Annotated in this window: 16 protein-coding genes and 1 pseudogene; 11 read left to right on the top strand and 6 right to left on the bottom strand. The window is 64.2% G+C overall.

Features of this window, described 5'->3' with window-relative positions; all coding sequences use genetic code 11:
• A partial coding sequence (locus ACWEKM_RS18845) for a hypothetical protein (protein WP_451622306.1) occupies nucleotides 1–231 on the top strand: 231 nt, incomplete at its 5' end.
• Here ACWEKM_RS18845 and ACWEKM_RS18840 read toward each other — a convergent pair.
• Complete coding sequence (locus tag ACWEKM_RS18840) at nucleotides 191–817, bottom strand: AAA family ATPase (protein ID WP_451622300.1); 627 nt, start codon at nucleotides 815–817, stop codon at nucleotides 191–193. The genes ACWEKM_RS18845 and ACWEKM_RS18840 overlap by 41 nt on opposite strands.
• On the opposite strand from ACWEKM_RS18840, the gene ACWEKM_RS18835 reads away from it, so the two are divergent.
• From ACWEKM_RS18835 to ACWEKM_RS18825, 3 genes are all read left to right on the top strand, one after another.
• Nucleotides 811–966, top strand: coding sequence for a hypothetical protein (locus ACWEKM_RS18835; RefSeq protein ID WP_451622299.1), 156 nt, complete (start codon nucleotides 811–813; stop codon nucleotides 964–966). The two genes, ACWEKM_RS18840 and ACWEKM_RS18835, sit on opposite strands and share 7 nt — an antisense overlap.
• A gap of 412 nt (nucleotides 967–1,378) precedes the next feature.
• Complete coding sequence (locus tag ACWEKM_RS18830; RefSeq protein ID WP_451622298.1) at nucleotides 1,379–3,055, top strand: Eco57I restriction-modification methylase domain-containing protein; 1,677 nt, start codon at nucleotides 1,379–1,381, stop codon at nucleotides 3,053–3,055.
• Nucleotides 3,056–3,065: 10 nt separating this feature from the next.
• A complete protein-coding gene (locus ACWEKM_RS18825; protein ID WP_451622297.1) occupies nucleotides 3,066–3,980 on the top strand; it encodes a PaeR7I family type II restriction endonuclease in 915 nt (304 codons plus the stop codon).
• Between the two features lie 36 nt (nucleotides 3,981–4,016).
• Here ACWEKM_RS18825 and ACWEKM_RS18820 read toward each other — a convergent pair.
• Nucleotides 4,017–4,343, bottom strand: a pseudogene (locus ACWEKM_RS18820) (phosphorothioated DNA-binding restriction endonuclease); the annotation flags it as partial.
• 196 nt (nucleotides 4,344–4,539) lie between these two features.
• Between ACWEKM_RS18820 and ACWEKM_RS18815 the strand changes: the two are divergent.
• From ACWEKM_RS18815 to ACWEKM_RS18790, 6 genes are all read left to right on the top strand, one after another.
• Nucleotides 4,540–8,073, top strand: coding sequence for a helicase-related protein (locus tag ACWEKM_RS18815; protein WP_451622296.1), 3,534 nt, complete (start codon nucleotides 4,540–4,542; stop codon nucleotides 8,071–8,073).
• On the top strand, nucleotides 8,070–10,802 hold the full coding sequence (locus ACWEKM_RS18810) for a DUF1156 domain-containing protein (RefSeq protein ID WP_451622295.1): 2,733 nt from the start codon (nucleotides 8,070–8,072) through the stop codon (nucleotides 10,800–10,802). Before ACWEKM_RS18815 ends, ACWEKM_RS18810 begins: the two co-directional genes overlap by 4 nt.
• Before the next feature lie 122 nt (nucleotides 10,803–10,924).
• Nucleotides 10,925–14,290, top strand: a complete 3,366-nt coding sequence (locus ACWEKM_RS18805; protein ID WP_451622294.1) for a DUF499 domain-containing protein — start codon at nucleotides 10,925–10,927, stop codon at nucleotides 14,288–14,290.
• 120 nt (nucleotides 14,291–14,410) lie between these two features.
• Nucleotides 14,411–15,373, top strand: coding sequence for a hypothetical protein (locus tag ACWEKM_RS18800; protein ID WP_451622293.1), 963 nt, complete (start codon nucleotides 14,411–14,413; stop codon nucleotides 15,371–15,373).
• An 841-nt stretch (nucleotides 15,374–16,214) separates the two neighbouring features.
• A complete protein-coding gene (locus ACWEKM_RS18795; RefSeq protein ID WP_451622292.1) occupies nucleotides 16,215–16,406 on the top strand; it encodes a hypothetical protein in 192 nt (63 codons plus the stop codon).
• Nucleotides 16,407–16,436: 30 nt separating this feature from the next.
• Complete coding sequence (locus ACWEKM_RS18790) at nucleotides 16,437–18,071, top strand: transposase (protein WP_451622291.1); 1,635 nt, start codon at nucleotides 16,437–16,439, stop codon at nucleotides 18,069–18,071.
• 337 nt (nucleotides 18,072–18,408) lie between these two features.
• Here the strand turns inward: ACWEKM_RS18790 and ACWEKM_RS18785 are convergent, their stop codons facing one another.
• The 4 genes from ACWEKM_RS18785 to ACWEKM_RS18770 all read right to left on the bottom strand — a co-directional run bounded on the left by ACWEKM_RS18785 (nucleotide 18,409) and on the right by ACWEKM_RS18770 (nucleotide 23,591).
• Entirely contained in the window at nucleotides 18,409–22,017 is a 3,609-nt protein-coding gene (locus ACWEKM_RS18785; RefSeq protein ID WP_451622290.1) for a hypothetical protein, read from the bottom strand.
• A gap of 58 nt (nucleotides 22,018–22,075) precedes the next feature.
• Nucleotides 22,076–22,456, bottom strand: coding sequence for a hypothetical protein (locus tag ACWEKM_RS18780; RefSeq protein ID WP_451622289.1), 381 nt, complete (start codon nucleotides 22,454–22,456; stop codon nucleotides 22,076–22,078).
• A 185-nt stretch (nucleotides 22,457–22,641) separates the two neighbouring features.
• Nucleotides 22,642–23,232 (bottom strand): IS3 family transposase, encoded by a 591-nt coding sequence (locus ACWEKM_RS18775; RefSeq protein WP_451622288.1) that lies wholly within the window; start codon nucleotides 23,230–23,232, stop codon nucleotides 22,642–22,644.
• 17 nt (nucleotides 23,233–23,249) lie between these two features.
• On the bottom strand, nucleotides 23,250–23,591 hold the full coding sequence (locus ACWEKM_RS18770; RefSeq protein WP_451622287.1) for a transposase: 342 nt from the start codon (nucleotides 23,589–23,591) through the stop codon (nucleotides 23,250–23,252).
• A gap of 1,034 nt (nucleotides 23,592–24,625) precedes the next feature.
• On the opposite strand from ACWEKM_RS18770, the gene ACWEKM_RS18765 reads away from it, so the two are divergent.
• Nucleotides 24,626–24,820, top strand: coding sequence for a hypothetical protein (locus tag ACWEKM_RS18765; protein ID WP_451622286.1), 195 nt, complete (start codon nucleotides 24,626–24,628; stop codon nucleotides 24,818–24,820).
• Nucleotides 24,821–24,947: the final 127 nt, after the last annotated feature.

The following is a 24,947-nucleotide window of genomic DNA, read 5'->3' as shown; positions in this document are numbered from 1 at the left end:
GGACAGGTACTCCACGACATGGCGCGGGACGTCGAGCGTGGCAACATAGGTGACCAACGTGAAGCCTCTGGTGTTACGGACATGATCTTGTGGTGGGACCTGTCCTACCAGGGGCTTTACGTCTGTCCAGAGCTGGGGCCGCCCGGACCGATCCATCCGGACATGCGCCGATCAGCCTGCTTCGCGGAGATCATTTCGCTGAGAAAACCTCAGTGGTCTGGCTTTCCTTGACGTATCTCTCGGTCAAGATGAGCTCTCTGTGCTGAACAGGTGTAAGCGTGGGTACTACTCCGATTGACGGCGTAATAGATCGAGCGTTTGCGCCTGTGCTCACTACCGGCCCGTCATCGTTCGTCAGGCAGAAAAACGGAGGATCCTCCACGGGCCATACGGATTTGAGGGTTGCGCCAGAACTGAACGTCAGCTCAAGCCGCGTTTCCGACTCCCGGAACTCGTGTCGAATGTTTTCGCCTACGAAACCAGATGGATTACCGATTCCGTCAGTAAGGTGATGTCCCAGAGCCCATCTATTTCCATCCAGATTAAAGCGGTCTCGACAGTTCCTGCGGCGCGCGAAAGAAACCTCTTCGGCTGCAAGGCGAAGCGCGGAGATGATGGTGCTCTTACCGGCATTGTTGGGGCCAACGAGAACTACTTGCTGGCCGAAGTTGATTTCGAACTCGGCGAAACCCTTAAAGTGGGACAGACGAAGCTTCTTAAGCACCCGCCCACTGTAGTTTTCCCGCACCGGGCGAGACAGCGGTTTGGATGAACTTCTTACAGGACGCTGCCGAGCATCGATGGGGAAGCATGGCATCAGGGACTCACGCCAGTGCCGTCCCTGCTGCCGACGTAGCGGGCGGCATCCACGTCGTCCACTGGGGAGAGGCACACCTCGAACCCGACCGGACCTTCACGTGGCTCTACAGCGAGCAGCTCCCGGACGCTCCCGTCCCGCTTGAGTGATGTTGCCGCTGCTACCTGCTCAGTGTGGACGCGTGACGGCTGACTCCTGGGCCGTCCCTGGGCCGTCCGAGGCTCCCCGAGGCCGCTCAACGGCGACCGGCAGTGACAGACAGGCCACCGCAACCGTCAGTGCAAGCCTGGACGCCAGGCAAGATGGGGCGCTTCTCATCACGTGACTCAGCACCCGGGCCCGCGTGCCACATGACGCGGTCAACGACGGTTCGTATCAGCCGAGATGCGCCAGTGACGTGCGCGTCCTCCAAAGCTGGAGTGCCCTGGGCGTCCTCGCTGCCCACCACGTCCGCCCTTACAAGGCAGCACACACCTGATCACCTAGCCTTGCTGGCAACGAACAATTGCCGCACCGAGGGACGGCAGCCACGGCAGTTGCCCCGGCTGTAGGGTCGTCGCCGTGACCACTCTCTCAACCATTAGCACCGGCGTACGCACCGTCCCAGATCTCCCGCCGCAGGCTGTGGGACATGGCGAGGTGTTCACGCGGCGCTGGGTGGTCGATCTCATTTTTGATCTCCTTGGCTACACGGCCGAGAAGGACCTCAGCACTGTGCGCCTTGTCGAGCCGGCCTGCGGTAGCGGAGCGTTCCTGGCGGCCGCTGCAACACGGATCAGTACCTCTTGCCGCGCACACGGGCGCCCGATCAGTGATGCACTGGCGTCGGTCCGTGCCTTCGACCTGCTCTCCCGCAACGTTCGGATGAGTCGTCGCGTAGTCGAGAAGGAGTTGTTGAACGAAGGCTGGCAACCCGACGAAGCCGCCCAGGTAGCAACCGCTTGGGTCCAGCAAGGTGACTACCTGCTGCAGCCCACCTCGGAACAAGGTGCGGACTACGTAGTCGGGAACCCGCCGTACATCCGACTCGAAGACGTACCTGACGATCGCATGGCGGCCTATCGCAGTGTCTGCTCCACGATGGGCGGCCGAGCCGATATCTACGTCGGCTTCTATGAGATCGCTCTGCGAAGCCTCAACCCCGACGGTCAATTGGGATTCATCTGTGCGGACCGATGGATGCGGAATCAGTATGGCCGCCGTCTGCGCCAGCTGGTAAACAGCTGCTTCAGCATGGACCTGGCCCTGGTCATGCATGATGTCGACGCCTTCGACGATCAAGTCTCCGCCTACCCAGCCATCACGATCATTTCCAACCGGCCTCAAGGCGTGGCAGTAGCGGCCGACACCAATCGGTCATTTGGGGCCGATCAAGCACGCAGCTTCGCCGCCTGGTATTTCAAAGCGGATAAGCAGTCGACTACAACAGAATCGTTCCAGGGTGCTCGCATGCCGCACTGGTTCGATGACGATGCTTCTTGGCCGGCGGCCTCACCAGCACGACTAGCCATGTTGGAAGACCTCACCGAACGCTTCAGTCTGCTGGAAGACCCACAGACCGGCACACGTGTCGGGATCGGTATTGCTACCGGTGCTGACAAGGTGTTCCTCACGGAGAATTGCGACCTCGTAGAACATGACCGGCTTCTTCCGATGACCATGGTCCGAGACACCCGCAATGGCAGCTTGGACTGGCACGGTAAATACCTGGTCAACCCTTGGACGGCTGATGGTGACCTCGTTGATCTAACACTGTATCCGCGGCTCGCCTCTTACTTCGAAGAGCACGGTGCGGCCTTGCGTAAGCGCTACGTCGCAACGAAGCAACCTCACCGTTGGTACAAGACGATCGACAAGGTCGATCACGAGCTAACTCGTCGTCCCAAGCTGCTGTTCCCGGACATGAAGCTGACGATCCATCCGGTGCTGGATAAGGGTGGCTTCTATCCACACCACAACTTGTACTTCATCGTCTCAGATGTCTGGGACATGCGCGTACTCGGCGGCCTGTTGCTATCCAAGGTCGCGGAAGCCTTCGTGGAAGCATATGCGGTCAAGATGCGAGGGGGGACGCTGCGCTTCCAGGCTCAATATCTACGTCGCATTCGCGTACCTTCTCCCGCTGACATTACTGAAGAAGACCAGACTGCTTTGGCGACCGCCTTTGACCAACGCGATGTCGCGGCCGCGACGGCGGTTTCGCTGCGCGTGTACGGACTCAGCGAGCTACCAGATTAGGAGAACTGACTTGCCAGTCGATCGCGGCAACCTTGAGATCGCAATATCTTCATATTGGGAGATCAAAGAAGAGCAAGCAAGAAAAGCGCGCGCCAAAAAAGCGGCTAAGGCAGCTGCAAAGAAGAAGGCAGACGCAATTCTTGCTGGAGTGGATCCCGGGACAGACGCCCACGAGCTCGCCGAAGAGGTGTCCGTTGCGGAATCAAGCGAAGATGACGGCGCACCCGGAGATCAAAGCGACGACGAAGATGCAGGCACCGAGGGTTCGGTCAGGGGCGGCAAGCAGTTCGACCCGATTGTAAGTCTGGTCGCAAACTTCTTTCGAGACGCAGGGTACCCTTCTTCCTGCATTCAGACCGCATCACAGCTGGAGCTACCGGGTTTCTACAGACCTCAGAAAAAGTGGGATGTAGTCATCACTTGGGGTAATTTTCTCGTTGCGGCATTCGAATTGAAAGCGCTCGGAGGCCCATCCTATGGAAACAATTTCAACAACCGAGTAGAAGAGGCCGTGGGAAGCGCAACGGATGTCCGTCGAGCATTCTCTGAGGAACGTCGGAAGACGCCGCCCTGGCTTGGATATTTCTACCTTATGGAAGATGATTCGGGATCACGCCGTCCAGTAAAGACGGCAAAATCACCACTCCCTGTAAGCGATACATGGATGGACCTGTCTTACCAGCAACGCGGCGGAGTCTTTTGTGAAAGACTTCTAGCAGAAAACCTCTACGATACCGTTTGCTATGTTACCGCCCCCAAGGGTAGCGGCTCGTTCGTCGAGCCTGTCCCTTCGGTTGGCTGGTCCGCTTTTGCTGAGGCCATTATCGATCGAATCGAGGCGCTTCGGGCTGTTGGAATTCCGGGAACTCATATTCCTGGCCAAGCATCACAGTCGGAGCAGATGGCCCTAGATGATCTTGGATGAGGGCGGTGCAGCATGGAGGTCACTGCAGCGCTAAACACGTACCCCCGTGCCGCGCTCCGGAACGTCCGGCCCGAGGGCCAGGCCGTCACTCTCCCGAACATCCCACAGCTCGCGCTCCAGGTGCACGAACGGCATCGCGGCTCGCTCCCGTGCACGCGAGCGGTTCGTCACGGCGGGGCCGAAGTCGTTGATGAGACGGCTGACAGGGGCTTCCGCCTCGTCGTACGTGACCGCGGTACTGCCCGACTCGGCGAATCGCCCCAACAGCCACAGTATGAGCAGCGGCTTGTGCGGGGCACGGCGGCTGCCTATCTGTGCTTGCCGTATTCCCGACAGGGCGGTCATGAGTTCGACGCGCGTCATCACGGGACCTACCTTGCCAATCATCAGAGAAGTGCGGATCGCGAGGCCGAACCGAAGTGCGACGGAGCCCGTCCGGAAAGCCGGGGATGTCGCGTGGGGAGGCCGCAGCATCTCGGGGCTCAGGATGTTCGCTCTGATGCATCATTGAAGCTCGTTATACACGTGACCATGGGTGCAGTCGGCAGGAGGCTTAGGTATGTCCGAACAAAGCCACCTCCGGCTTGAGGACCTTGCGCCGGGCAGAGTGATATCGGGCATTGCTCCCAGTACGGAAGTCGTGATCGTCGCGCTGCGGATGTTCGGCACGTCCGCAGCACAGGTCACCTACCGCCGCCCTGACGGGACGGTCGAGGAGACGATTCTCTACCGCGACCACGAGAGCAAGCTCGCGCTCGCGACGTCCGCTCCTTCCCATGAAGGATTCAACGCCGATCCCGAGCTGTTCCGTCTCGCCGCAGAGGCACTACGTATCCGCATGGCTGCGCGCGGTGATGCCATGCTGGCCGTCTCCACGAGCGTGCTCGATCCGCTGCCTCACCAGATCCAGGCGGTCTACAACGAGCTGCTTCCCCGTACGCCGCTCCGGTTCCTGCTAGCTGACGACCCCGGCGCTGGAAAGACGATCATGGCTGGCCTTTATGTCAAAGAGCTGGCCCTCCGCGGCGATCTGGAGCGCTGCTTGATCGTCGCCCCCGGTGGTCTCGTCGAACAGTGGCAGGACGAGCTTCTGGAGAAGTTCGGGCTCGACTTCACGCTGCTCACCAAGCAACTCATCGACTCCACCATCGACGGCAGCGTCTTCGACAAGCACCCGCGTCTGATCGCGCGCATGGATGCCCTGGCACGCTCCGAGGAGATCCAGGAACGTCTTGTCGAGTCGGCATGGGACCTGGTGGTCGTCGACGAGGCACACCGTATGAGCGCCAGCTATTTCGGGACCGAGCTCAAGACGACCAAGCGGTACGAGCTCGGCCGCCTCCTCGGCCGGATCACGCGGCACTTCCTCCTGATGACCGCTACCCCGCACGCGGGCAAGGAGGAGGACTTCCAGCTGTTCATGGCGCTGCTCGACGGCGACCGCTTCGCTGGGAAGTACCGGGACGGAGTCCACCAGCACGACGCGGCGGGCCTGATGCGGCGCATGGTCAAGGAGGATCTGCTCACGTTCGATGGGCGGAAGTTGTTCCCAGAGCGGCGCGCCTACACCGTTCCCTACGAGCTCTCGCACGCCGAGCAGGAACTGTACGAGCGTGTGACGGAGTACGTCCGTGACGAGATGAACCGTGCCGAGCGGCTGGACGGCCGCCGCGGTAACCAGGTCGGCTTCGCCCTCACCGTGCTGCAGCGCCGGCTCGCATCGAGTCCCGAGGCCATCGCAAGATCTCTGGAACGCCGCCGAAAACGACTCGAGGCCCGACGCGAGGAGATGCTCACGGCAAAGCAGCAGGCCGAGCTTGCTGCCACGGCTCCTCAGCCCGTTGCTTCCGCAGCGATGGCCGGGATGGACTCGCTCGACAGCGAGCTGGACGACTTGTCTGGCGAGGAACTGGAGAACCTGGAAGAGGAGGTCGTCGACTCGGCTTCCGCCGCGCTGACCATCGCCGAGCTGAAGCAGGAGATCGACAGCCTGCGGGAGCTGGAACGCCTGGCCACCCGCGTCCTCGCGCTGGGCGAGGACCGTAAGTGGTTGGAACTCTCCACGTTGCTCCAGGACAACGAACACATGCGGGACGCTGAAGGCCGGCCTCGCAAGCTGATTGTCTTCACCGAACACCGGGACACTCTGGAGTACCTCTCCCGGCGGATCCGTGCGCTCATCGGGCGCCCCGAGACCGTGGTGACCATCCATGGCGGTACGCCGCGACAGCAGCGACGTGACGTTCGGGACGCCTTCAACCAGGATCCCGACGTCCTGGTGCTCATTGCCACCGACGCGGCCGGCGAAGGTCTCAACCTTCAGCGTGCCCACCTCATGGTCAATTACGACCTGCCGTGGAACCCGAACAGGATCGAGCAGCGCTTCGGCCGTATCCATCGCATCGGCCAGACCGAGGTCTGCCACCTTTGGAATCTGGTCGCCGACAATACGCGCGAGGGCCAGGTCTTCCAGCGGCTCCTGGACAAGATCGAGCAGCAAAGCAAGGCATACCAGGGCAAGGTCTACAATGTCCTCGGCGAGATCTTCGAGGGCGAGCCGCTGCGCGAGTTGCTGGTCAAAGCGATCCGTTACGGCGACCGACCCGAGGTGAAGGCCCAGCTCGACCAGGTCATCGACGCCCGAGTCGGTGAGCGTGCCGTCGAGCTGATCAAGGGCCTTGCCCTTGACGCTCAGGTCATGGGGATCGAGGACATCCACAGAGTGCGGCTGCGCATGGAAGAGGCACAGGCCCGCCGACTGCATCCGCACTACGTGCAAGCCTTCTTCCGCGACGCCTTCGCGCGCCTGGGCGGACATCTGAAGCCTCGAGAAGCCGGTCGCTCCGAGATCACCCACGTGCCGGTAATCCTGCGAGAGGCGGGACGTCTCGGTGACGGCCTCGGCGGCATGGTGCAGCGCAAGTACGAGCGAGTGTGTTTCGAGCGGGACTGCATCACGGTACCGGGCAAGCCGCGAGCCGACCTCATCGCACCAGGCCACCCCCTCTTCGACGCCGTGCTGAATGAGACGGTGCGACGCCACGGACACCTTCTCGGCAAAGGCGCAGTCTTGGTCGACGCTGCAGACCCGGGCGACCAGCCACAGCTCCTCGTCGCTCTGGAACAGGACGTCCTGGATGGTCACCGGCGCGCGGTCGACCGGACCTTCGCGTTCACGGAGTTGCTGCCCGACGGCACAGCCCGGAACGCGGGTCCGGCCCCCTACCTCGACTACCGGCCGCCGACTCCGCTGGAGGCCAAAGCCATAAAGGTCCTGCTGGACGAAGAGTGGTTGCGCGACGGCGGCAGTGCACGGGCTCTGGACTGGGCGATTCAGGAAGCCGTTCCCGAGCACCTCGCTTCAGCTCGCGAACGCCTCCTGCCTGTCATCGACCGCACTCGCACTCAGGTCGAACAGCGCCTCAAACAGGAGATCAGCTACTGGTACGCGCAGGCTGGCAAGTTGGAGCAGGATCTCGCAGTAGGAAAGCGGGTCCGCCACAGGCCGGAGCGAGCGCGCTCATGGGCTGAGGAACTTGAGCTGCGCCGCGAACAGCGGCTGGCTGATCTGGAGAAGGACGCATCACTACAGCCCAAGCCACCGGTGGTGGCCGGCCACGCGCTGATCGTCCCGATTGGCTGGCTGGCCAGGGCAGTTGGGCCTGGGGACGGCGGGAGTTCTCTAGCACCGCTGCACGCGACGGACGGATACGAGACCGACCGCCGGGCAGTTGCCGCCGTACTGAGAGTCGAGAGGGCACTGGGGCGCGTTCCTGAAGAGATGGCGCACAACAACCCGGGATACGACATCCGTTCCCTGACCCCGGAAGGCCGACTCGTTCACATCGAGGTGAAGGGTCGCCGTGCCGGAGCGGATCAGTTCTACATCAGCCGAAACGAAATTCTGGTCGCCAAGAATCGTGGCGATCAACACCGACTCGCTCTTGTATCCGTGCACCCCGAGGGGCCGGAACATGATGAGGTGCGGTACCTGAACAATGCCTTCGCCGACACCGAGTTCGGGGATCTGAAAGCCGAGGGGCTCCTGCTGTCGTGGCCGGATGCCTGGAACAAGGGAGGAGCTCCGCTGTGAGCACTGGGGTGAATAATGATTCGGCGCCGCGGAGGCGGAAGCTAATTGAGGTCGCGCTTCCACTAGAGGCTATCAGTAAAGCAAGCAAGGCTGAGAAAGAGCGCAGCATCGGCACCGTGAAGAATGTCCACAAGTGGTTTGCGCCTATGCCGACTCCCGCATGGCGGGCGCTACTGTTCGCGGCCGTTGTGGACGACCCAGGCGATGAGGAGGAGCGTGCCAAACTTGAGGAGATCATTAAGGGTCTGGTCCCAGAAAATGGCACGGCTCCATCATCGGAAGCCATGAAGCGAGCCAGGGCGATACTAGCCGAGAAGGGGCAGGAACTCCCAACGGTGCTTGACCCGTTCTGCGGTGGTGGGTCAACCTTGGTAGAGGCACAACGGCTCGGATTTCCGACCGTGGCGAGCGACCTTAATCCAGTGCCAGCTCTTGTGACCCGCGTGGAAACTCAGTTGGTTCCTGCCGTGCTCGGCAGATCTCCGGTTTCTGGTGATGACGGCACACTTAAAGGTACAACCGTCGACCCGATGGTCGGGCTGTTGGTCGACATTCAACATTATGCCAAGCGCGTTGAGAAGGAGGTCAAAGCCAGGGTCGGGCACCTGTATGCGCCAGTCAGCGGGGGAGAAGTTGTAGCCTGGCTCTGGGCGAGAAAGGTTCCGTGCGCCAACCCCGCCTGCGGAATCGACATCCCGCTCTACAGCTCCCCCTGGCTGAGCAAGCAAGAGAGGCGTGAGGCATGGCTTAAGCCTGTCGTGGAGCAGCGGTTCGTGCGATTCGAAGTCGGTACCGGCGTGAACGCGGCGGTTCCAGACGCGACAAAACGGGCGGGACGCGGCGGAAAGTTCACGTGCCTTGCATGCGAAACAGAGGTCGACGAGAAGTACATCCGCAAGGCGGGCATCGACGGCCACATGGGGCTGCAAATGCTGGCAATTGCAGTGGACGACGAGACAGGACGACGGTTCGTACCCGAACCCCCAGGATCTGAGGCTCTCGAGCTAACCCTTCCCGATGAAGTTCCGGAGCTAGAATTCCCCGGCAATACACGGGACTTCAAGACCCCACTATACGGCTTGCGACGACAGGCCGATATTTACACTCCGCGCCAATTGCACATGTTGGGGGCGTTTGCGGATGTCGTAGCCAAGGTGCCGGAATGGGTCGAACAGGATGGAGGCGATGGAGATCAGGTAAAGGCGATTGGATCGGTGCTCGCTCTTTGCATGAGTAAGCTAAGCGCAGCACACTCTTCCCAGAGTCGATGGAGAATCCGAAAGGGGCCTTCCAAGGCGGAGCCAGCCTTTGGCCGTCAGGCGATCCCTATGCTATGGGATTTTGCTGAAGTCAATCCCTTTAGCTCATCCATTGGGAGCTGGTCTTCGCTGGTCAATGGTATTATTAAGGCACTCAAGTCCCTGCCTCGCGATGCCAAGGTAGGGACGGTCGTGCAAGCTGACGCCCGTACCGCGGGCCATCTCGTTCCCGCTGCCAGCTCCCTGATCGCAACAGATCCTCCGTATTTCGCCCAGATCAACTACGCGGACCTGAGTGACTACTTCTACGTATGGCTCCGCCGTGCCGCAAGAAGGCTTCATCCCGACCTATTCGGCACCATGGCCACCCCCAAGGCCGAGGAGCTGATCGCCAACCCCCACCGCCATGGCGGCCAGGAAATGGCCCGCCAGTATTTCATTGACGGCTTCACAGAGGTCTTCTCCTCACTCAAACAGGCGTCGCGCCCCGACCTCCCCCTCATCGTCATCTATGCCCATCGGCAGGAGGAAACCAAGGACGGCGAGCTGACCTCCTCCGCATGGGATGCCCTGCTTGAGGCGATGTTGGCTGCTGGCGTGAGCGTCGTTGGGACATGGCCTCTTCACGCCACCAACAGCACCCGTCAGGTGGGGCAGGGGGCGAATGCACTCGCCTCCTACGTTGCGATGATCTGCCGTCCCCGCCCTGAAACCGCGGGTGCCCTAGATCGCCGCGGCTTCCTTCAAGCCCTCCGCCGTGAACTCCCTGAGCGCATCAAACCGTTGCAGCAGAGTTCGATCCCGGCAATCGACCTTGGCCAGGCCGCCATCGGCCCTGGCATGGAGATCTTCTCCCGGTATATCCGCGTGACCGAGCCCGATGGCTCCCCCATGCGTGTCCGGACCGCGCTCTCTCTGATCGCCAAGGCGCTCGATGAAGTCCTCTCTGAATACGAAGAAGATTTCGATTCGGACACCCGGTGGTGCATTAAATGGTTTGAGGAACACCAGTGGGGCACCGCTGACTTCGGTGAAGCCGATAAACTAGCTAACCGATACAACACCTCCGTGCCCGGTCTCGTGCACGCTGGGGTTGTAAGGTCTGCTGCCGGGAAGGCGGCACTTATCAAACCTGCTGTTCTTCCGGTCAAATACGACCCAGCCGCTGACGACCGTCTCACCGTCTGGGAGGTCGCTATGCACCTATCCCGCCTCATTGAGGGCAAGGGTCCAGGCACCGGCATTGATGCGGCTGGAGAGCTACTCGCACGCGCACGTACACGCCCCGAAATTGACGAGGACACGGTAAAGGGACTGGCCTACCTCTTGCACAACGTCTGTGAGAGCCGAGGCTGGGCAGAGAGCCAGAGGTGGTTCAACAACCTTGTCAGCTCCTGGCCTGATCTGCAGACCGCAGCCCGAGGTGCGGACAAACGAGGCGTGACAGCGGAGGAAGACATGCTGTTCTGATCGGTGAGGCCAGAGTATGCGCGAGGGGGCGGGCGTGCAGAACAACGACATGTCGCACGGCGCCAATCACGAAGCGGACACCACGGAAGCGTTCAGAAGACGGGATTGCGGGAACCATGGCAATGAGCAACCTCGACCGCATCAGCCGCATGATCCAGCTGCTGCCTGACGGGCTGCTCCCGCTTGTGGAGCGGGAGATGACCAAAAGGCAGGGGGCGACTTGGTTTGACGATGCGGCTGCCGAGGAGCGCGAGAAGGGGCGCAGCCTGGCGTCGAAGCGCGATCCGCAGTTCCTCTTGAACATTGTCCAACGCTATTGGGGATCGTACTTCCGTCATTCGCTGCCAGGCGCCACTCGCGGGTACGCCAGTGAGGTCAACGACGTGCGCAACCGGTGGGCGCACAACGAGCCGTTCAGTGCCGATGACACGGTACGTGCTTTGGACACTGCGGAACGGCTGCTGATCGCAGTGGGGGCGACTGCTGAGTTGGTTGAGCAGGTCCGTAAGTCCCGTATCGACCTTCAACGGACCATGATCGAGGCCGAGACCAAGCGACAGACCAGGCGTGCGGCGGCAATGCCCAGCGTCGCCGCTGATGGCCTCAAGCCCTGGCGTGATGTCCTCGTCCCGCACCAGGACGTGGCGCGCGGCGACTTCAACGCCTCCGAGTTCGCGGCGAATCTCGCGCAGGTTGCGAAGGGTGAGGGTGCACCGGAGTACACGGACCCTGAAGAGTTCTTCCAGCGGACCTATCTGACCGACGGTCTGCGCGATCTGCTGAGCAAGTCGCTGCGACGAATCTCTGGCGACAACAACGCCTCACCGACCGTGAATCTGCAGACCAACTTCGGTGGCGGCAAGACCCACTCGATGCTGGCGCTGTATCACCTCTACTCCGCGGGCCTTCAGCCGCAGCGGCTGCCGCAGGAGATGCAAGAACTCATCGCATCTTCGCCCTCAGGGCTGCCCAAGGAAAAAGTGCGGCGTGCCGTACTGGTAGGGACGGCTCTGGCACCCGGCCAGCCTGATGAGAAGCCGGACGGAACCGTAGTCAACACCCTCTGGGGGGAGCTGGCCTGGCAGTTGGGCGGCAGACAGGCGTACGACGTCATCGCCGAGGCCGACCGGACGCGTACCAGCCCGGGCTCGGAGTTGCTGCAGGACCTGCTCGCTGCCTACGCCCCGTGCCTGGTTCTCATCGACGAGTGGGTGGTCTACGCGCGCCAGCTTGTCAACAACGACGACCTTCCGGCCGGCACGTTCGAGACGCATTTCTCGTTCGCCCAGTCCCTGACCGAGGCGGTCGAGGCGGTGACCGGTGCGCAGCTCGTTCTGTCCATCCCAGCTTCGGAAGATGGACAGAACGAGAGGGCTGATGCTGACGAGATCGGCGGCGAAGCTGGACAGATCGCTCTGGACCGGCTGCAGAAGGTCATCCATCGCAAGGCGGATGCCTGGAGGCCGGCAAGCTCCGACGAGTCTTTCGAGATTGTGCGGCGTCGGCTCTTTGAGACTCCGACCGGCGACGTCCAGGCGGAGATAAACAAGGCTGCCCGGCTGTTCAGCCAGTTCTATGCGACGTATAAGCGGGACTTCCCGGCGGGTGTGGACAGGACCGACTACGAGCGGCGGATCAAGTCGACGTACCCGATCCACCCGGAGCTCTTTACCCGTCTCTACGAGGACTGGTCGACCCTCGACCGCTTCCAGCGCACTCGTGGTGTGCTGAGGCTGATGAGCGCGGTCATCCATGCACTGTGGCGGGACCAGAACAAGAGCCCCATGATCATGCCGGGAGACATTCCGCTTGACGACCAGCGCGTCGCGAGCGAACTCACCCACTACCTGGAAGATCGCTGGAAGCCGATCATCGACGCCGACGTCGACGGTCCCGACTCCACCCCGGTGTCCGTAGACAACGAGAAGACGGTGCTCGGCCAGCGGGCGATGAGCCGTCGCGTCGCGCGCACTGTCTTCATGGGTTCCGCCCCCACCATCAAGGCTGCCAAAAAGGGACTGTCAGAGCAGCACATCAGGCTCGGCATGGCAGTTCCAGGTGACGCTATGGGGAACTTCCGCACCGCGCTCAACACCCTCGCGGACCGCTCCACGTACCTGTACAGCGATGCCGACCGCTACTGGTTCGACACACAAACGAACATCACCCGCAGGGCCAAGGACGAGGCCGAGCGGCTCCTCGGCCGGGACGAGGACGTGTGGGCGGAGATCGTCCGACGGCTGAGCCCGATCCAGCACCGGCGCGGGGACTTCGGCGCCGTCCACATCGCACCGCTGCACACGAAGGAAGTCCCCGACGTCGAGCAAGCGCGGGTGGTGCTGCTCCACCCGAAGTACGTGCACCGCGGCGGTAAGGATGTCCCGGACACCCCGGCTCTGCAATTCGCGGTAGAAGCGCTCTCCTCCCACGGCACGAGGAATCGGACCCACCAGAACACGCTGGTGTTCCTGGCGCCGGACAAGAAGGACATGAGCGACCTCATGGAGGCGGCCCGAGAGTACCTCGGTTGGAAGAAGGTGCTGGACGCCCAGCTCGAACTCGATCTCACCGAGAGCCAGCGTCGCCAGGCACAGACCCGGCGCGACCAGGCGCACGAGAAGGTCGAGCTGCGGATCGGCGACGCCTACCGGTGGGCGCTCATTCCCGAACAGAGCTCTGGCGGCCCGATCGTCTGGGAACACCTGAAGGTGGACGGTGGTCGCGCGGGCGACGCTGCGGTACGGACGGCCGACCGTCTCAGGCGGGAGGGACTGCTGTACATCCAGCAGGCTCCCGCGCTGCTGTATCAGAAGCTCAGCGGACCCCTGTCGCGGATCTGGGAACAGGGACACATCTCGGTGGGGCAGCTCTGGGAACTGCACACCACGTACCCGTACATGAACCGACTGGTGAACCGCCTAGTCCTCGACCAAGGCATCGAGGACGTCCTGTCCATGGTGACGTGGGAGACGGAAGGCTTTGCCCTGGCCTCCGGATACGACGAGGACCGTGGCCGCTATCAAGGGCTGACGCTGCCAGGCGGCAACGCGAAGTTCGGCCAGATCACCGACAGCACTCTCCTTGTACGTCCGGATAGAGCGGTCAGGCAACAGCAGGAGGATGAGGCAGAGGCCGCGCAGAAGCGCGAACCCGCCACCACCGACCCGAACACCACAGCGTCGCCCGCCACAAGCACGTCAACAGGCGGAACGACGGCCAAGGCATCCGACGGTTTGCAGCAGCCGGTCATCCCCCGCATCCCCACCCGCTTCTACGCCCATGCCCAGCTCACCTCTGAGCAGTACAGCAAGAACGCGACAAAGTACTTCTTCGAGATCATCCAGCACCTCGACGCGATTGGCACCGAGGTGGAGGTCACCGTCGAGATCCAGGCGAAGAACCCGGAAGGGTTCTCGGAAGACAAGGTGCGAATTCTCACCGAGAACGCCAACACCCTGAAGTTGAACGCCGAGTTCGAGAACGAGTAACAGCCCGCGTGGGCCTGCGCCTTCATCGATGGGGGCAGGCCCACAGTGTGTGATACATCGAGCAGCCTGCGCTGGGCTCGCTATCCTGGTGGGTACACATCCTGATGGGGGAGCATGCGGGTGGCTGCACGAAACCGGGACAGAACTGTTCACTTCTACGAAATCGCCGACGCGAAGGAACCGAACTCCCGGATGGAGCACCGCGACTGGGGGACGCGGCTTCGCCAGTTGCTCGACCTGCCGATTCCCCAACGCACGGTGGAGTCGGGCGGTGAGACCCTGATCGGCGCGGTTGACCCCAACCAGCCGGCCCCTCACCTGCTCCTGGCCAAGGTCCGCAAAGACGTACCGCAGCAGATCAACTACGACGACGGGTCGTTCAGCTACTTGCAACTCGCTGCCAATCAAGGGCTCGTCGATGTCACGACGGTGTACTTCCTCTCCTTCGGGAACGTGGTGGCCACGATGGGCGGTGGCATCTCGGCCCCGCGCGTGCAGGCGATCCAGAGATGGTTCAACGGGATGCACCTCACCAGCGAGGAGATTCAGCTCCGACCGGTGATCGACGCTCGTTCACGCGACAAGCTCGCCCGCGCGACTGCGGTGGAGAAGCTAACCATCCGTGTGCAGCCCGAGCCCCACGACAGTCCGACTGCGCTCCGCAGCAGCTCGGACATCGGAACGGCGGTCAGCCGGATCCATGAGGAATACCCGGACATGACCATCACACTGACGCTGGAGGTCCCGAAGAAGCCCAAGTGGTACTCCGTTCGGCGCCGCTCGCGCGGCCACCGGCAGCTGCTGGATTCGACCTCTGCGCTTGCCGCGGACATCGGGGACTGGCTCGACAACACCGACGCGGTGGACGTCGCGAGAGCCGAGGCGCACATCGATGAATGGAACCAGCAAGCGACGGACGAGAAGATCGACTTCGTGGCCGAACGAATCACCGCGAAGTGCAGGGTGCCTCTCGAGTCAACAGACGGGCACTCGATCGACCTCCATGTAGCCCTGACCGAATTGGAGCGCGTTGCTCTTGAGCACAGGCGGACCCTGAAGGCCGCTGTCGGTGCCGACGTCTAGGCTGGAGTGCGACAGGGGGAAGTCTTTCTACTGGTCGCGCAGGGGGTATCGCGGTGTCTGGCACTGGGGGTGGACCACAGCGACTGCTCAACACGTGGCGTGCTCGACCAAGCGCTGACTGGCTGATTGTCATCGTGGTTCTCGGGCTGCACCTTGTCTGGGTGCACTCGACAGGTGGTGGCGACCTCTTTGGAAAGCCAGGACGTGAGCAACGCCTTGAGATCTATACGACGGGAGCCACAGTCGTGGCCCTGGTCGGCAGCTTCGTCACTGCTGCGATCGCGCAGTATGCGGCCGCGACGGGTAGGCGCATGCGAACGCTACGAACCGCCGGGCACTTGGCGTCCCAATTCCGGCGGAACTGGGTCAGTGTTCTTTCGGCGACCCTGCTGATCTCAGGGGTTTGCCTGCTGGCCACTGTCCTGGACATCACGGAGTCTGACCCAGGTGGCGTCCATTGGATGGTAGAAGCAGCGCTTCTCCTTGGTGTGACGAGGTCGTATCGGTTGCTGTGGTTGTTCAACGCGGTCATCATGGCCACGGATCGCGATCTGGCTGATCAGCCGCCGGAACCTCAACGGCTAGGCACGTAGAGCAGACACGCGCATCTACCTCAACGGCAGGCATGGCGCAGACGCGCCCTTGACCAAGGTCCACCCAGACTGTTCCGCTAGGCAAGTTGGGCGTCGGACTCGGGGGCCTTCGTGACCAGGTCGGTTGGCGGCGTGTGGTGTCTCGTCAGCGGCGCCGGAGCGGAGTCGACCGCTCCCCCGGTCGCCGGGGCCTCCGTATGAGACTCCGGCGCGGACTCGCGATCGCCGGCGTCGCCGGAGGCGGCGCTGTGACCACGCTGTTGGTCGGGCTCGTCACGAACGCCGTGTCCAACGAGTCGCGGTGGCCCGGCTGGCTGGGGTGGTTACAGGAGCATGCCTGGTTCTCGTTCGTCGTGTTGGGCGTGACGATGGCGGGGCTGACGGCCCTGCTCGCCGGGCTCTCCGAGGCTCGGCCTTCCACCACGCCGGGGCGATCGTAGGATGGAGCGGGGCCGCCGGGAGCCGCCCAGGTGCTGCGTTCGTTGCCACGCGACACCGCCGCGTTCACCGACCGTGTCGGGGAGCTGGAACGGCTGATGGGCTCCGTGCGGGCATCGCAGGAGCGTGGCGAGGGGCTGCCGGTTCATGCCGACGGGATGCCGGGCGTCGGGAAGACCACTTTCGCCGTGCACGCCGGTCACTTGCTCTCCGAGCGGTTTCCCGATGGTCAGCTCTTCGTCAACCTCAACGGGTACTCGCCGGGGCGCACTCCCGTGCAAGCCGGCGAGGCGCTCGCCTCGCTTCTCGCGGCCGCCGGCGTGCCGACGCAGCAGATACCCGTCGGTGACGATGTCGGTGCGGTCACGGAGGCCCGGGCCGCCATGTGGCGGAGCAGGCTTGCGGGCAAGAAGGCGCTGCTGATTCTCGACAATGCGGCCAGCTACCGGCAGCTGGAGCCGCTACTCCCCGGTGGGAGTGGCTGCCTGGTGCTGGTGACCAGCCGCAGGCGGCTGGTGGCGAGCGAGGAGGTGGTCATGTCGGTGGAGGCGCTGCCGCCGGATCACGCGGTCGACCTCTTCGTGCGGCTGAGTGGGCGGCCGGCCGATGGCCTCGACCGGGGTGTGGTGGACGAACTGGTGCGACTGCGCGGGTGTCTGCCGCTGGGGGTGTCGCTGCTCGCGGCACGGCTGCGGCACCATCCGTCGTGGACCGCCGAGGACCTGTGCGGGCGGCTGGTGGCGGCGCGGGACCGGCTGGGAGAGCTGCGGGCCGGGGAACGCGCCGTCACCGCGACGTTCGATCTGTCCTACCGGGATCTCGCGCCGGAGCGACAGCGCTTCTTCAGACAGCTCGGCTTCTTCCCGGGCACCGATCTCGACGCGCACGTCGGCGCGGCTCTGGGTGAGGTTCCGGTGCTGGTGGCCCGTCGGCACCTCGAGGCGCTCTACGACGACCACCTGATCGACGAGCAGCCAGTGGTCGACGTCCCCTCCACCCTGTCGGCCCGGGCCCGCCTCCTGGCCACCGGTGGAGACCGGAAAACCGACGCCAGGGATGCCCTCCACGTCGCGCAGGTCGCCCTCTTCCGCCACGACCTGCGGCCCATCATGCAGGAAGACCAGACCACCATCCTGCGGCTGCTGACCGAACGACGCGACGACCTGGTCCACGAACGCACCCGCGTACTCAACCGGCTGCACGCCGTCCTGCGCGACCTCTTGCCCGGCGGCGCCCCCACCGGCCTCTCCGCCGATAAGGCTGCCACCTTGATGAAGGGCATCCGACCGGTGACGGCCACCGACAACTGCCATCGTGACATAGCCCGAGATCTGCTGGCCGACCTGCGCCGGCTGGACCGGCAGGTCAAGGACAACGAGGCCGAAATGCGCGAGGCCGTCGCCGCGACCCGCACCACGCTGACCACTCTGCCGGGCCTGGGCACCGTGTTGGCCGCGAAGGCCATCGACCACATCGGGGACATCAGCCGCTTCCCCACCGAGCACCACTTCGCCAGCTACACCGGCAGCGCACCCCTGGACGCCTCCAGCGGCAACAACATCCGCCACCGACTCAACACCGGCGGCAACCGCGCGCTGAACTCGGTGCTGCACACCATCGCCGTCTGCCAGATCCGCGACGGCGGGCGCGGGCAGGACTACTTGTAGGTATTCAGACACGGTGCTGAGATTCCCTGCTCGCAATTGTCCCATCTCGCTGAAGATGGACGAGTCTCACTGGTTTAAGGGGTGTGGCCTCTAATCTCACGTTCAGTGGCTGCTGTCGAGGTCGCCCATTGGGGTGAGCCCGTCCCATTTCATGTGGCTTTTCTCACAGCATCCATGGCGGTCGAGTCATGGGTGGGATACAGGTGCCGCGGGGTGGGACCCCGCCGGAGGTCTCAGATTTCGATCCGGCCTGGTTGGAGCCTGGACACGGGGTACACGAGCCGATCGAACTCGGGGCAGGCCAGGGACACCACGAAACCGAAGCCGACCCAATCTCCTACGTCGGTTCCGGATCCCTCTGGTAAATGCGTCGCGTGAGTGACCACTGCCTCGCGAAGCGGGGCAGCCACGTGAGCTCGCCGTGCTGCTCTTTGCTTTCGCCCAAGTCAGGTTGGCTGGCGAGAAGTTCGTCGACCATCTTCACCAGGACATCCGGAATCTCTAAGGTGAGCAGGTCGGCGGCGGTCTGCCAGGCGTCGACCCGCAGCGCCTGTATGAGCAGATGATGCGCGCGGGCCGTATCGGTTCGGCGGGCCACCTCCACCAGAGCGACCGCCTGCCAGTGCGGGAGGGCGATCGTCCGGGCCAGGATCTCAGCCTGATCGATGTGTCCTGACTGCGCCAGCGCCTCCGCGGCCTGCGCCAGAGCGCGCCCCCGGCACCAAGGGGAAGCGATCGTCCTGATCACGGTTTCGATGCCGTCGAGATCTCCTTGCCGCGCGAGCGCCGCGGCCGCATCTGCCCGCGCCAGGCAAGGACCGGTCTTAGTCCGTGCGAGGTCCGCGGCTTTACGGGCAAGCTCCGAGGCACGATCGATCGCGCCAAAGCGTGCCCACGCCTCCGCCACCTCCGCCAACCCGGTCATGAGAGGTTTCCACTCTCCGTACTCGGGGTTAGTCCGGATGACGTCTTCGGCCTCCTGAATGAGTACGCGAGCTTGCTCACTCTCCCCTGCGAGGGTCTGGTCCGCCGCTAGCTTGAGGAGTGCCTGAGTGCGCAGCCCAAGGTCCATGATGTTTTGCGCGAGTTGGACGGCACGGTTCAGATGGCCGAGCCCCGCCATCACTTCTGCCACCGCCTGTACTTGTTCTCCCTGGCTGGAATCCCGGATAGCGATCCACTGGGCCAGGCTTTCTGCCTTCCGCAAGACCGATCGGGCTTGGGTGACCTGTCCCATCGACATGTTCGCTGCCGCTACCTCAGCCAACGCGACCGAGCGAGCCCCCACAGTAGGCGTGGCCCGTGCCGCCGCCTCGGCCTCGTACAGCGCGGTTTGGGCCCTGGTCGCATCGCCAGACCTTGTCATCCCCGCCGCTGCCGTTGCCAGGGCGCGTGCCCGCAGCGCTGGTGACGTGATGCTCAGTGCAACGGTGTGGGCTCGGCCAGCGTGCCCCCGGGCAGCGATAGCCGCCGTCACCTCAGCCAGAGCGGAGGCTCGTGCGTCCGCATGCGCGACGGTGCGGGCCAGAGCCTCGGCGCGGTTGGCGTCGTTGACCCACGCCCATGTCACCGCCACTTCAGTCAGTTTCAGGCGTGGCAGCCCTGGTAGCCCAGCGGTACGAGCAATGGTTTCCGCCTGCCGGGCCAGATTCTCGGCTCGGTCGCTGTGCTCAAGCCGCGCCCAGATGTCTGCTTCCCACGCCAGCGCCGATACGCGCCGCCACTGCATGCTGGCCTGAATCAGCCGTCCGGCCTGGCGGGCAAGCTCCTCGGCATGACTTGTGTGCCCCAGCCCTGCCCAGCCCACCACCACCGCGAGGAGCGATCTGGCCTGTTCCCTCGACGTGTGAGAGTCAGCGGTTCTCGCCGTCGCGAAGTGCTCGGCCTCACACAGCAATCTCTCAGCACGCTCGGCATCACCCGCCTGTGCTGCCGCTGCCGCCACTTCGGCTAAAGCCAGGGACCGCAGTTCGGGGCTGTCCACGGTCCGTTCCTGCTCAGCGGCATGGCGGGCCAAGATCTCAGCACGATCGTTGTCTCCGCGCTGCTCGAAATATTCCACCACGCGCGCGAAGGCCATCGCCTGGACATTGGTGATGCCGCGAGCGACGGTCTCAGCACGATCGACGTCGCCCGCCCGCGCAAGCGCACGCGCCGTTGTGGCGGCCCAGTCCGGCAATTCGTCGCCTGTCCCTTTCCAATTACGCTTCTTTGACAGTGACTCCAGCTCACGCGCGAGCGTCTCGACACGGTCACCGTCGCCCAGACACGCCCACGCGCGAGCAACTGCCTCCACTGCGAGCGTCAACTTGTAGGCGGTTCCGAACCCGGCCCAGGCCAGGTGCTCGGCCTCGCGGGTTAGGTCCTGTGAACGTCGGGCATGTCCCGACTCCGCCCATGCCTCCGCTACTCGCGCCAGGGCTTCGGCTCGCGCTTCCGGCTCAGTGACGGACCGGGCCGCAGCCTCAGCTTCGTCGGCAACCTCTCCTGCACCGAAGACGCCCTCGTCGGCCCCGATTCCCGCTTGGCCGCCAGCACGACCTTCAGCCAGTGCCTCACTCAGGGCAGCGAACGCTCGGGCCCGACGGCTTGGATCAGAGATCGATCGGGCGAGCGCTTCGGCACGCAGAGGGTGCCCCAGGCGCGCCCATACCGCGGGAAGGCGCGTGGGGATCTCGCGATTGCGGTCAGTGAGGGCGTCCCGCTGGACAGCCAGCAGTGTCATGCCACGCAGGTCTGGGGGTTCCCGGTCAAGGAGCACGTCCTGTGTCGCTGTAATCTCGGCCAGGGCGGCGGCATCACCTCCGGTCACATCAAGTAGGGCACGATGGCGTTCCACGTCCAGGGCGCAGGCGATCATGCGGGCCGGTTCAGCGTGGGCGTGGAGCATACGGAAGTACCCGATGAGGAGATACTCGGGTGTTTCGGCGGGCCAGCCCGCGCGGCGCCATCGATCCGCCCAGCAGTGAATACGTTCATGGAACGCGCGAAGCCGCGCACCGCCCAGGAAGCGCGTGGCTGCCTCGTGGAGTTCCTCATGGGCCAGCAGATAAACCTCACCGGCTGATACCGGATCGGATCGCCCCATGGTCGGCCGACGCGTGAACGTACGGCCGGCCGCAGTGCGCAGCGTGTCCTCGACCTCCCACATCTGCCGCCCCGTCAGCTCCGCTAGGTCCTGGCCGCTGAGCCCGCCACCTGCGGCCGTCACCAAGCCCACCAGTTCCTGCCCGGGGTCGGAGCCACGCAGCAGGCGGCCCAGTTCCAGCGGTGCAGCCTGCTGGATGTTTCGTGCGTGTGGGGATGCCTCCAGCGTACGAATAATGCTCGGGTCGCGCAGCGGGTGCTCGGGGGGCACATCAGAGGGAAGGGGAGGGTTGAGGCGCCCTGCGACCACAATGCGCATGCCTTCGGCAGGGTGTGCTGGCAGGAGGGCAGCGATGCTGTGGGTGTCGGCGCCGCGGTCCTCATCGATACCGTCCACAACGAGAAGAAGCCTCTGCCCTTGACGGCGGCAGTGGCGTGCCGCCGCATCGAGCATGGCCCACAGGTGCGCGGTGCGGGTGGCGGCTGTCCAATACAACGGGATGGGTTCGCCGAGGAGCGTCGCCAGTTGCTCGATCACGACGTCAAGGAACGCTTCCCGGTCGTTCTGGGCCGCGAAGCGTCCCGTTACGAAGAATGAGACGATGCGCGTACCGGGCGGAGGGCGTAGGACGAACCAGGACAGTAGGGCGGTCTTTCCGGCCCACGGCGCTGCCCGCCACCACATCCAGTCGCCGGCGTCGGGGCGTGTGCAGAACTCCACGAGTTCGGACAGTTCCGCGTCCCGGTCCGTCAGTACCTCGGGGGCGATCGCCTGCACTTGGTGGAGGTAGGCGGTGCGGGCCAGCGGAAGTGCAGCCCGGAACACGTTCACCTGGACGTTGCCGTCCCCGATCTGCACTCCCTGCGCCCCACGGGCGTCGACCTCACGATCCCCCGCGCTCACCCACGCTGTCCCGTCAGTTGAACGTATTTGTTTGGGTGTTGCCGTCCCCGATCTGCACGCCCTTTGCGTCCCGGGCATCCACACCCTGGACTGCGGAGTGCCAGGATCCCCTGCCCAGCTCCCGCAGAACCGCTTCGGCCGCAGCCACGATCTCCCGGTCCTGGTCAGCTCCGGCATCCGTCAGCAGGGTACTCAACTGGGCCTGCCACACACCGGGTTCATCCTCGTTGGCCTCCAGGAATTGGACATCGGCTTCATCTTCGGCCACTAGACGTCGGCGCACCGCATCACGCAATCCGGCGTACGCGTCACGGACCGCACTGCTCGCGGTGTCCGTGAGCCCCGCCGAAGCGCCCGCGACCAGCGCAGTTACCACCAGGTCCACCCCGCTCATTCCGCCCCCGTCGCTGCATCGTGTCACTCTCCAGCACCGATGATCCGACCAGCGGCTGGCCCCTCGCGCCAGCTGACAAGCCGTTCCTCCACAAGGACACCACCCAGCGGTTCACCTTGCACGAGGCAGTACCAATTTGCCCCGAGGGACGGGCCATGCACCATCCCATGAACTCCAAGGACCACCTAAAAGCCGAACAACCAACTGCGGCGTGCAGTCACAGGAAACTGCCACCATGAGTGCGAATCACGCAAAACCCTCGCCGAGGGACTGGCCGCCACGCCGCGCACGTCGCCGCCGCGGGTGGCCGCGGAGAAAAGATCGATGACCGTAGCCAAGTACAGCTTGCCCTCGCCCGTGTCGATCTCTGTGAGATCACCGCACCAGACGAGGTCGGGCTCCTCGGCGGTGAAGTCCCGGCGCACGAAGTCCGGGGCCGTCGGCCGCTTGCCCGGCCTGGTCAGCGACCGGCGCCGCCGGAGCTTCCGTCCGGCCAGCCCCAGCTCGGCCATGACCTTGACGACCGTGTTCACCGACACCCGCCAGCCGCGCCGGACCAGCTCGATGAACACCTTCGGCGAGCAGTAGGTGCCCCCGGACCGCTGGAAGATCTCCTCGGTCTCCTCCGCCAGATGCTGCCGGCGCACCTCCCGCGCGGCCGGTTCACGATCGCGCCACTTGCAGAACCAGGACTCAGACACGCCCAGTGCCCGGCAGCCGATGCGGTGCGGAATCTTCTGTTCGGCCTTGCAGCTGCTGATCACCCTGACCGCCACGGCCGGGTCTACCTCAGCTACTTCACCCACAAGGCCACCAATCGCTTGCACACATCACGCTCCATCTCCAGCTCGCGGATGCGCTTGTCCTTCTCCCGGGCCTCGGCCCGCAGCCGCTCCAGCCCGGCCCGCTCACCCTCCCGCAACCGGCCACCCGAGCCTGCTCCCACCGACGCCTGGACGGGCGTGTCCGACGACGGCGAGCCGTTGCGCCTGGCCCGCGACACCCAGCTGTGCAGCGGCCCCGGATGTACACCGAGCTCCTCGGCCACCTCCGGGATCGGCTTCCCGGTCTCCATCACGATCCGTACCACCCCCTCGCGGAACTCAGCGTCGTAGATGCGCTTCCTGGATCCCACGACCCTCGACCGTCCCTCCGGTCACGGTCTCCACGCTACGAGGGGAGGTTCACTGGCCGCCTCCCCCCGCCTTGGGCGGGATGGGGATGATCGCGTGGAACTGGGCGGTGAGGACCTTTAGTTCTTCACCGCTCGGGGAGGAACACCGCAGGAAGAACATAGATCTGGCTGCCGGTGAAGACGGCAGCCTGGCCGCACGGAGCGTCGATCACCCGTTGCGGCCCACCCTTCTCCTCGCGAGTCGAGGATCCCTCGCAGGGTTGCTCTGACTGCGGCGACGGGATCGTCGCCGTAGGGGAAGTCCACGACAGCGACAGCGAGCGAGCCGATGGAAGTCTCGCCCTCGAAGGACCGCAGGCAGTTGGCTGTGTACACGACGCCAACCTCTGCGAGCAACCGCGAGATCCGCTGGAGTGTGCGGGCCATCTCCGCCCGTGGCTGTTGCTCGGCTTCGGGCGCCAGTGAGGCGGAGGTGCTTCGGGCGTTCATGGTGGCCCAGGCCGTGTCGAAGTCCATGTCCAAAGGCATCTCTTCGAACTCGGCGGGAATCGAGAAGTCGACCCGTATCACTGGCCGCTCCCGCTACCGGGATGCGGATCGGTGGGCCCGGGAGGCGGCGGAGGCGGCGGGGGCGGCGGGGGCCCACCTGGCCAGACCGTTGTTGGTCGTAGAAATCCACCAGCCGCCGGTTCTTCTCGTAACACTGCTTCATCCACCGAGGGGTCAGGGCCGCGGCCACGGCAACGGCGATGCCGAGCACCGCCGCCATCACGGCGAGGGGTGTGTTCGGGCTGTCGCGCAGTACCCACGCGAGGATGAAGCAGCCGAGGCTGAGCACGGCGATGAAGACTACGAATCCCCTGATGCCGTTGGCCTCGTAGGCAGCGAGACCTCGCCGCTTCGACGCCATGTCGACGGCCGTGACGGAGCCGACCGCTCCTGGTACTGCACCAGGGACGGTCCACGTCGCCAGGAGCGGACCTCCCGCGCGCAACCGGCCGTGCGTCTGTCAGGCGCGTTGACGAGCCGTTGGGGTGCTCTACACCGCCGTCACCCGCGCCCGCCATGGCGTCATGCTCATCGGCCAGAGCGAGGCCGTCGAACGGGCCGTCGCTAACAACCGCACCGAGCGCCGCAACACCGCGCTCACGTATCGCATCACTCACGCCGAAGCCGCCGCACCGGCTCCCTGCGCCCAGCCACCGAGCGGCCAACTCGCCTGGGGCTGAAGTTGCCATGTGGGACGGGACCCGCGTCAGCGGCCCACTTTGCAAGTCCCAAAGGTTTCCACGGGGGGTGTGGCTCCTCGTCTCACATTCACGTGTTCCCATGTGCCCGAGGCAAGTCGGTCAACCT

The sequence above is a fragment of the Streptomyces sp. NPDC004752 genome, from assembly GCF_053601275.1.
This window is presented reverse-complemented; position numbering and strand designations above follow the sequence as displayed.

Coding starts and splice junctions, on each gene's coding strand:
- ACWEKM_RS18835 (WP_451622299.1), top strand. CDS start 811: ATGGCATCAGGGACTCACGCCAGTGCCGTCCCTGCTGCCGACGTAGCG.
- ACWEKM_RS18840 (WP_451622300.1), bottom strand. CDS start 817: ATGCCATGCTTCCCCATCGATGCTCGGCAGCGTCCTGTAAGAAGTTCA.
- ACWEKM_RS18815 (WP_451622296.1), top strand. CDS start 4,540: ATGTCCGAACAAAGCCACCTCCGGCTTGAGGACCTTGCGCCGGGCAGA.
- ACWEKM_RS18805 (WP_451622294.1), top strand. CDS start 10,925: ATGAGCAACCTCGACCGCATCAGCCGCATGATCCAGCTGCTGCCTGAC.
- ACWEKM_RS18780 (WP_451622289.1), bottom strand. CDS start 22,456: ATGAGCGGGGTGGACCTGGTGGTAACTGCGCTGGTCGCGGGCGCTTCG.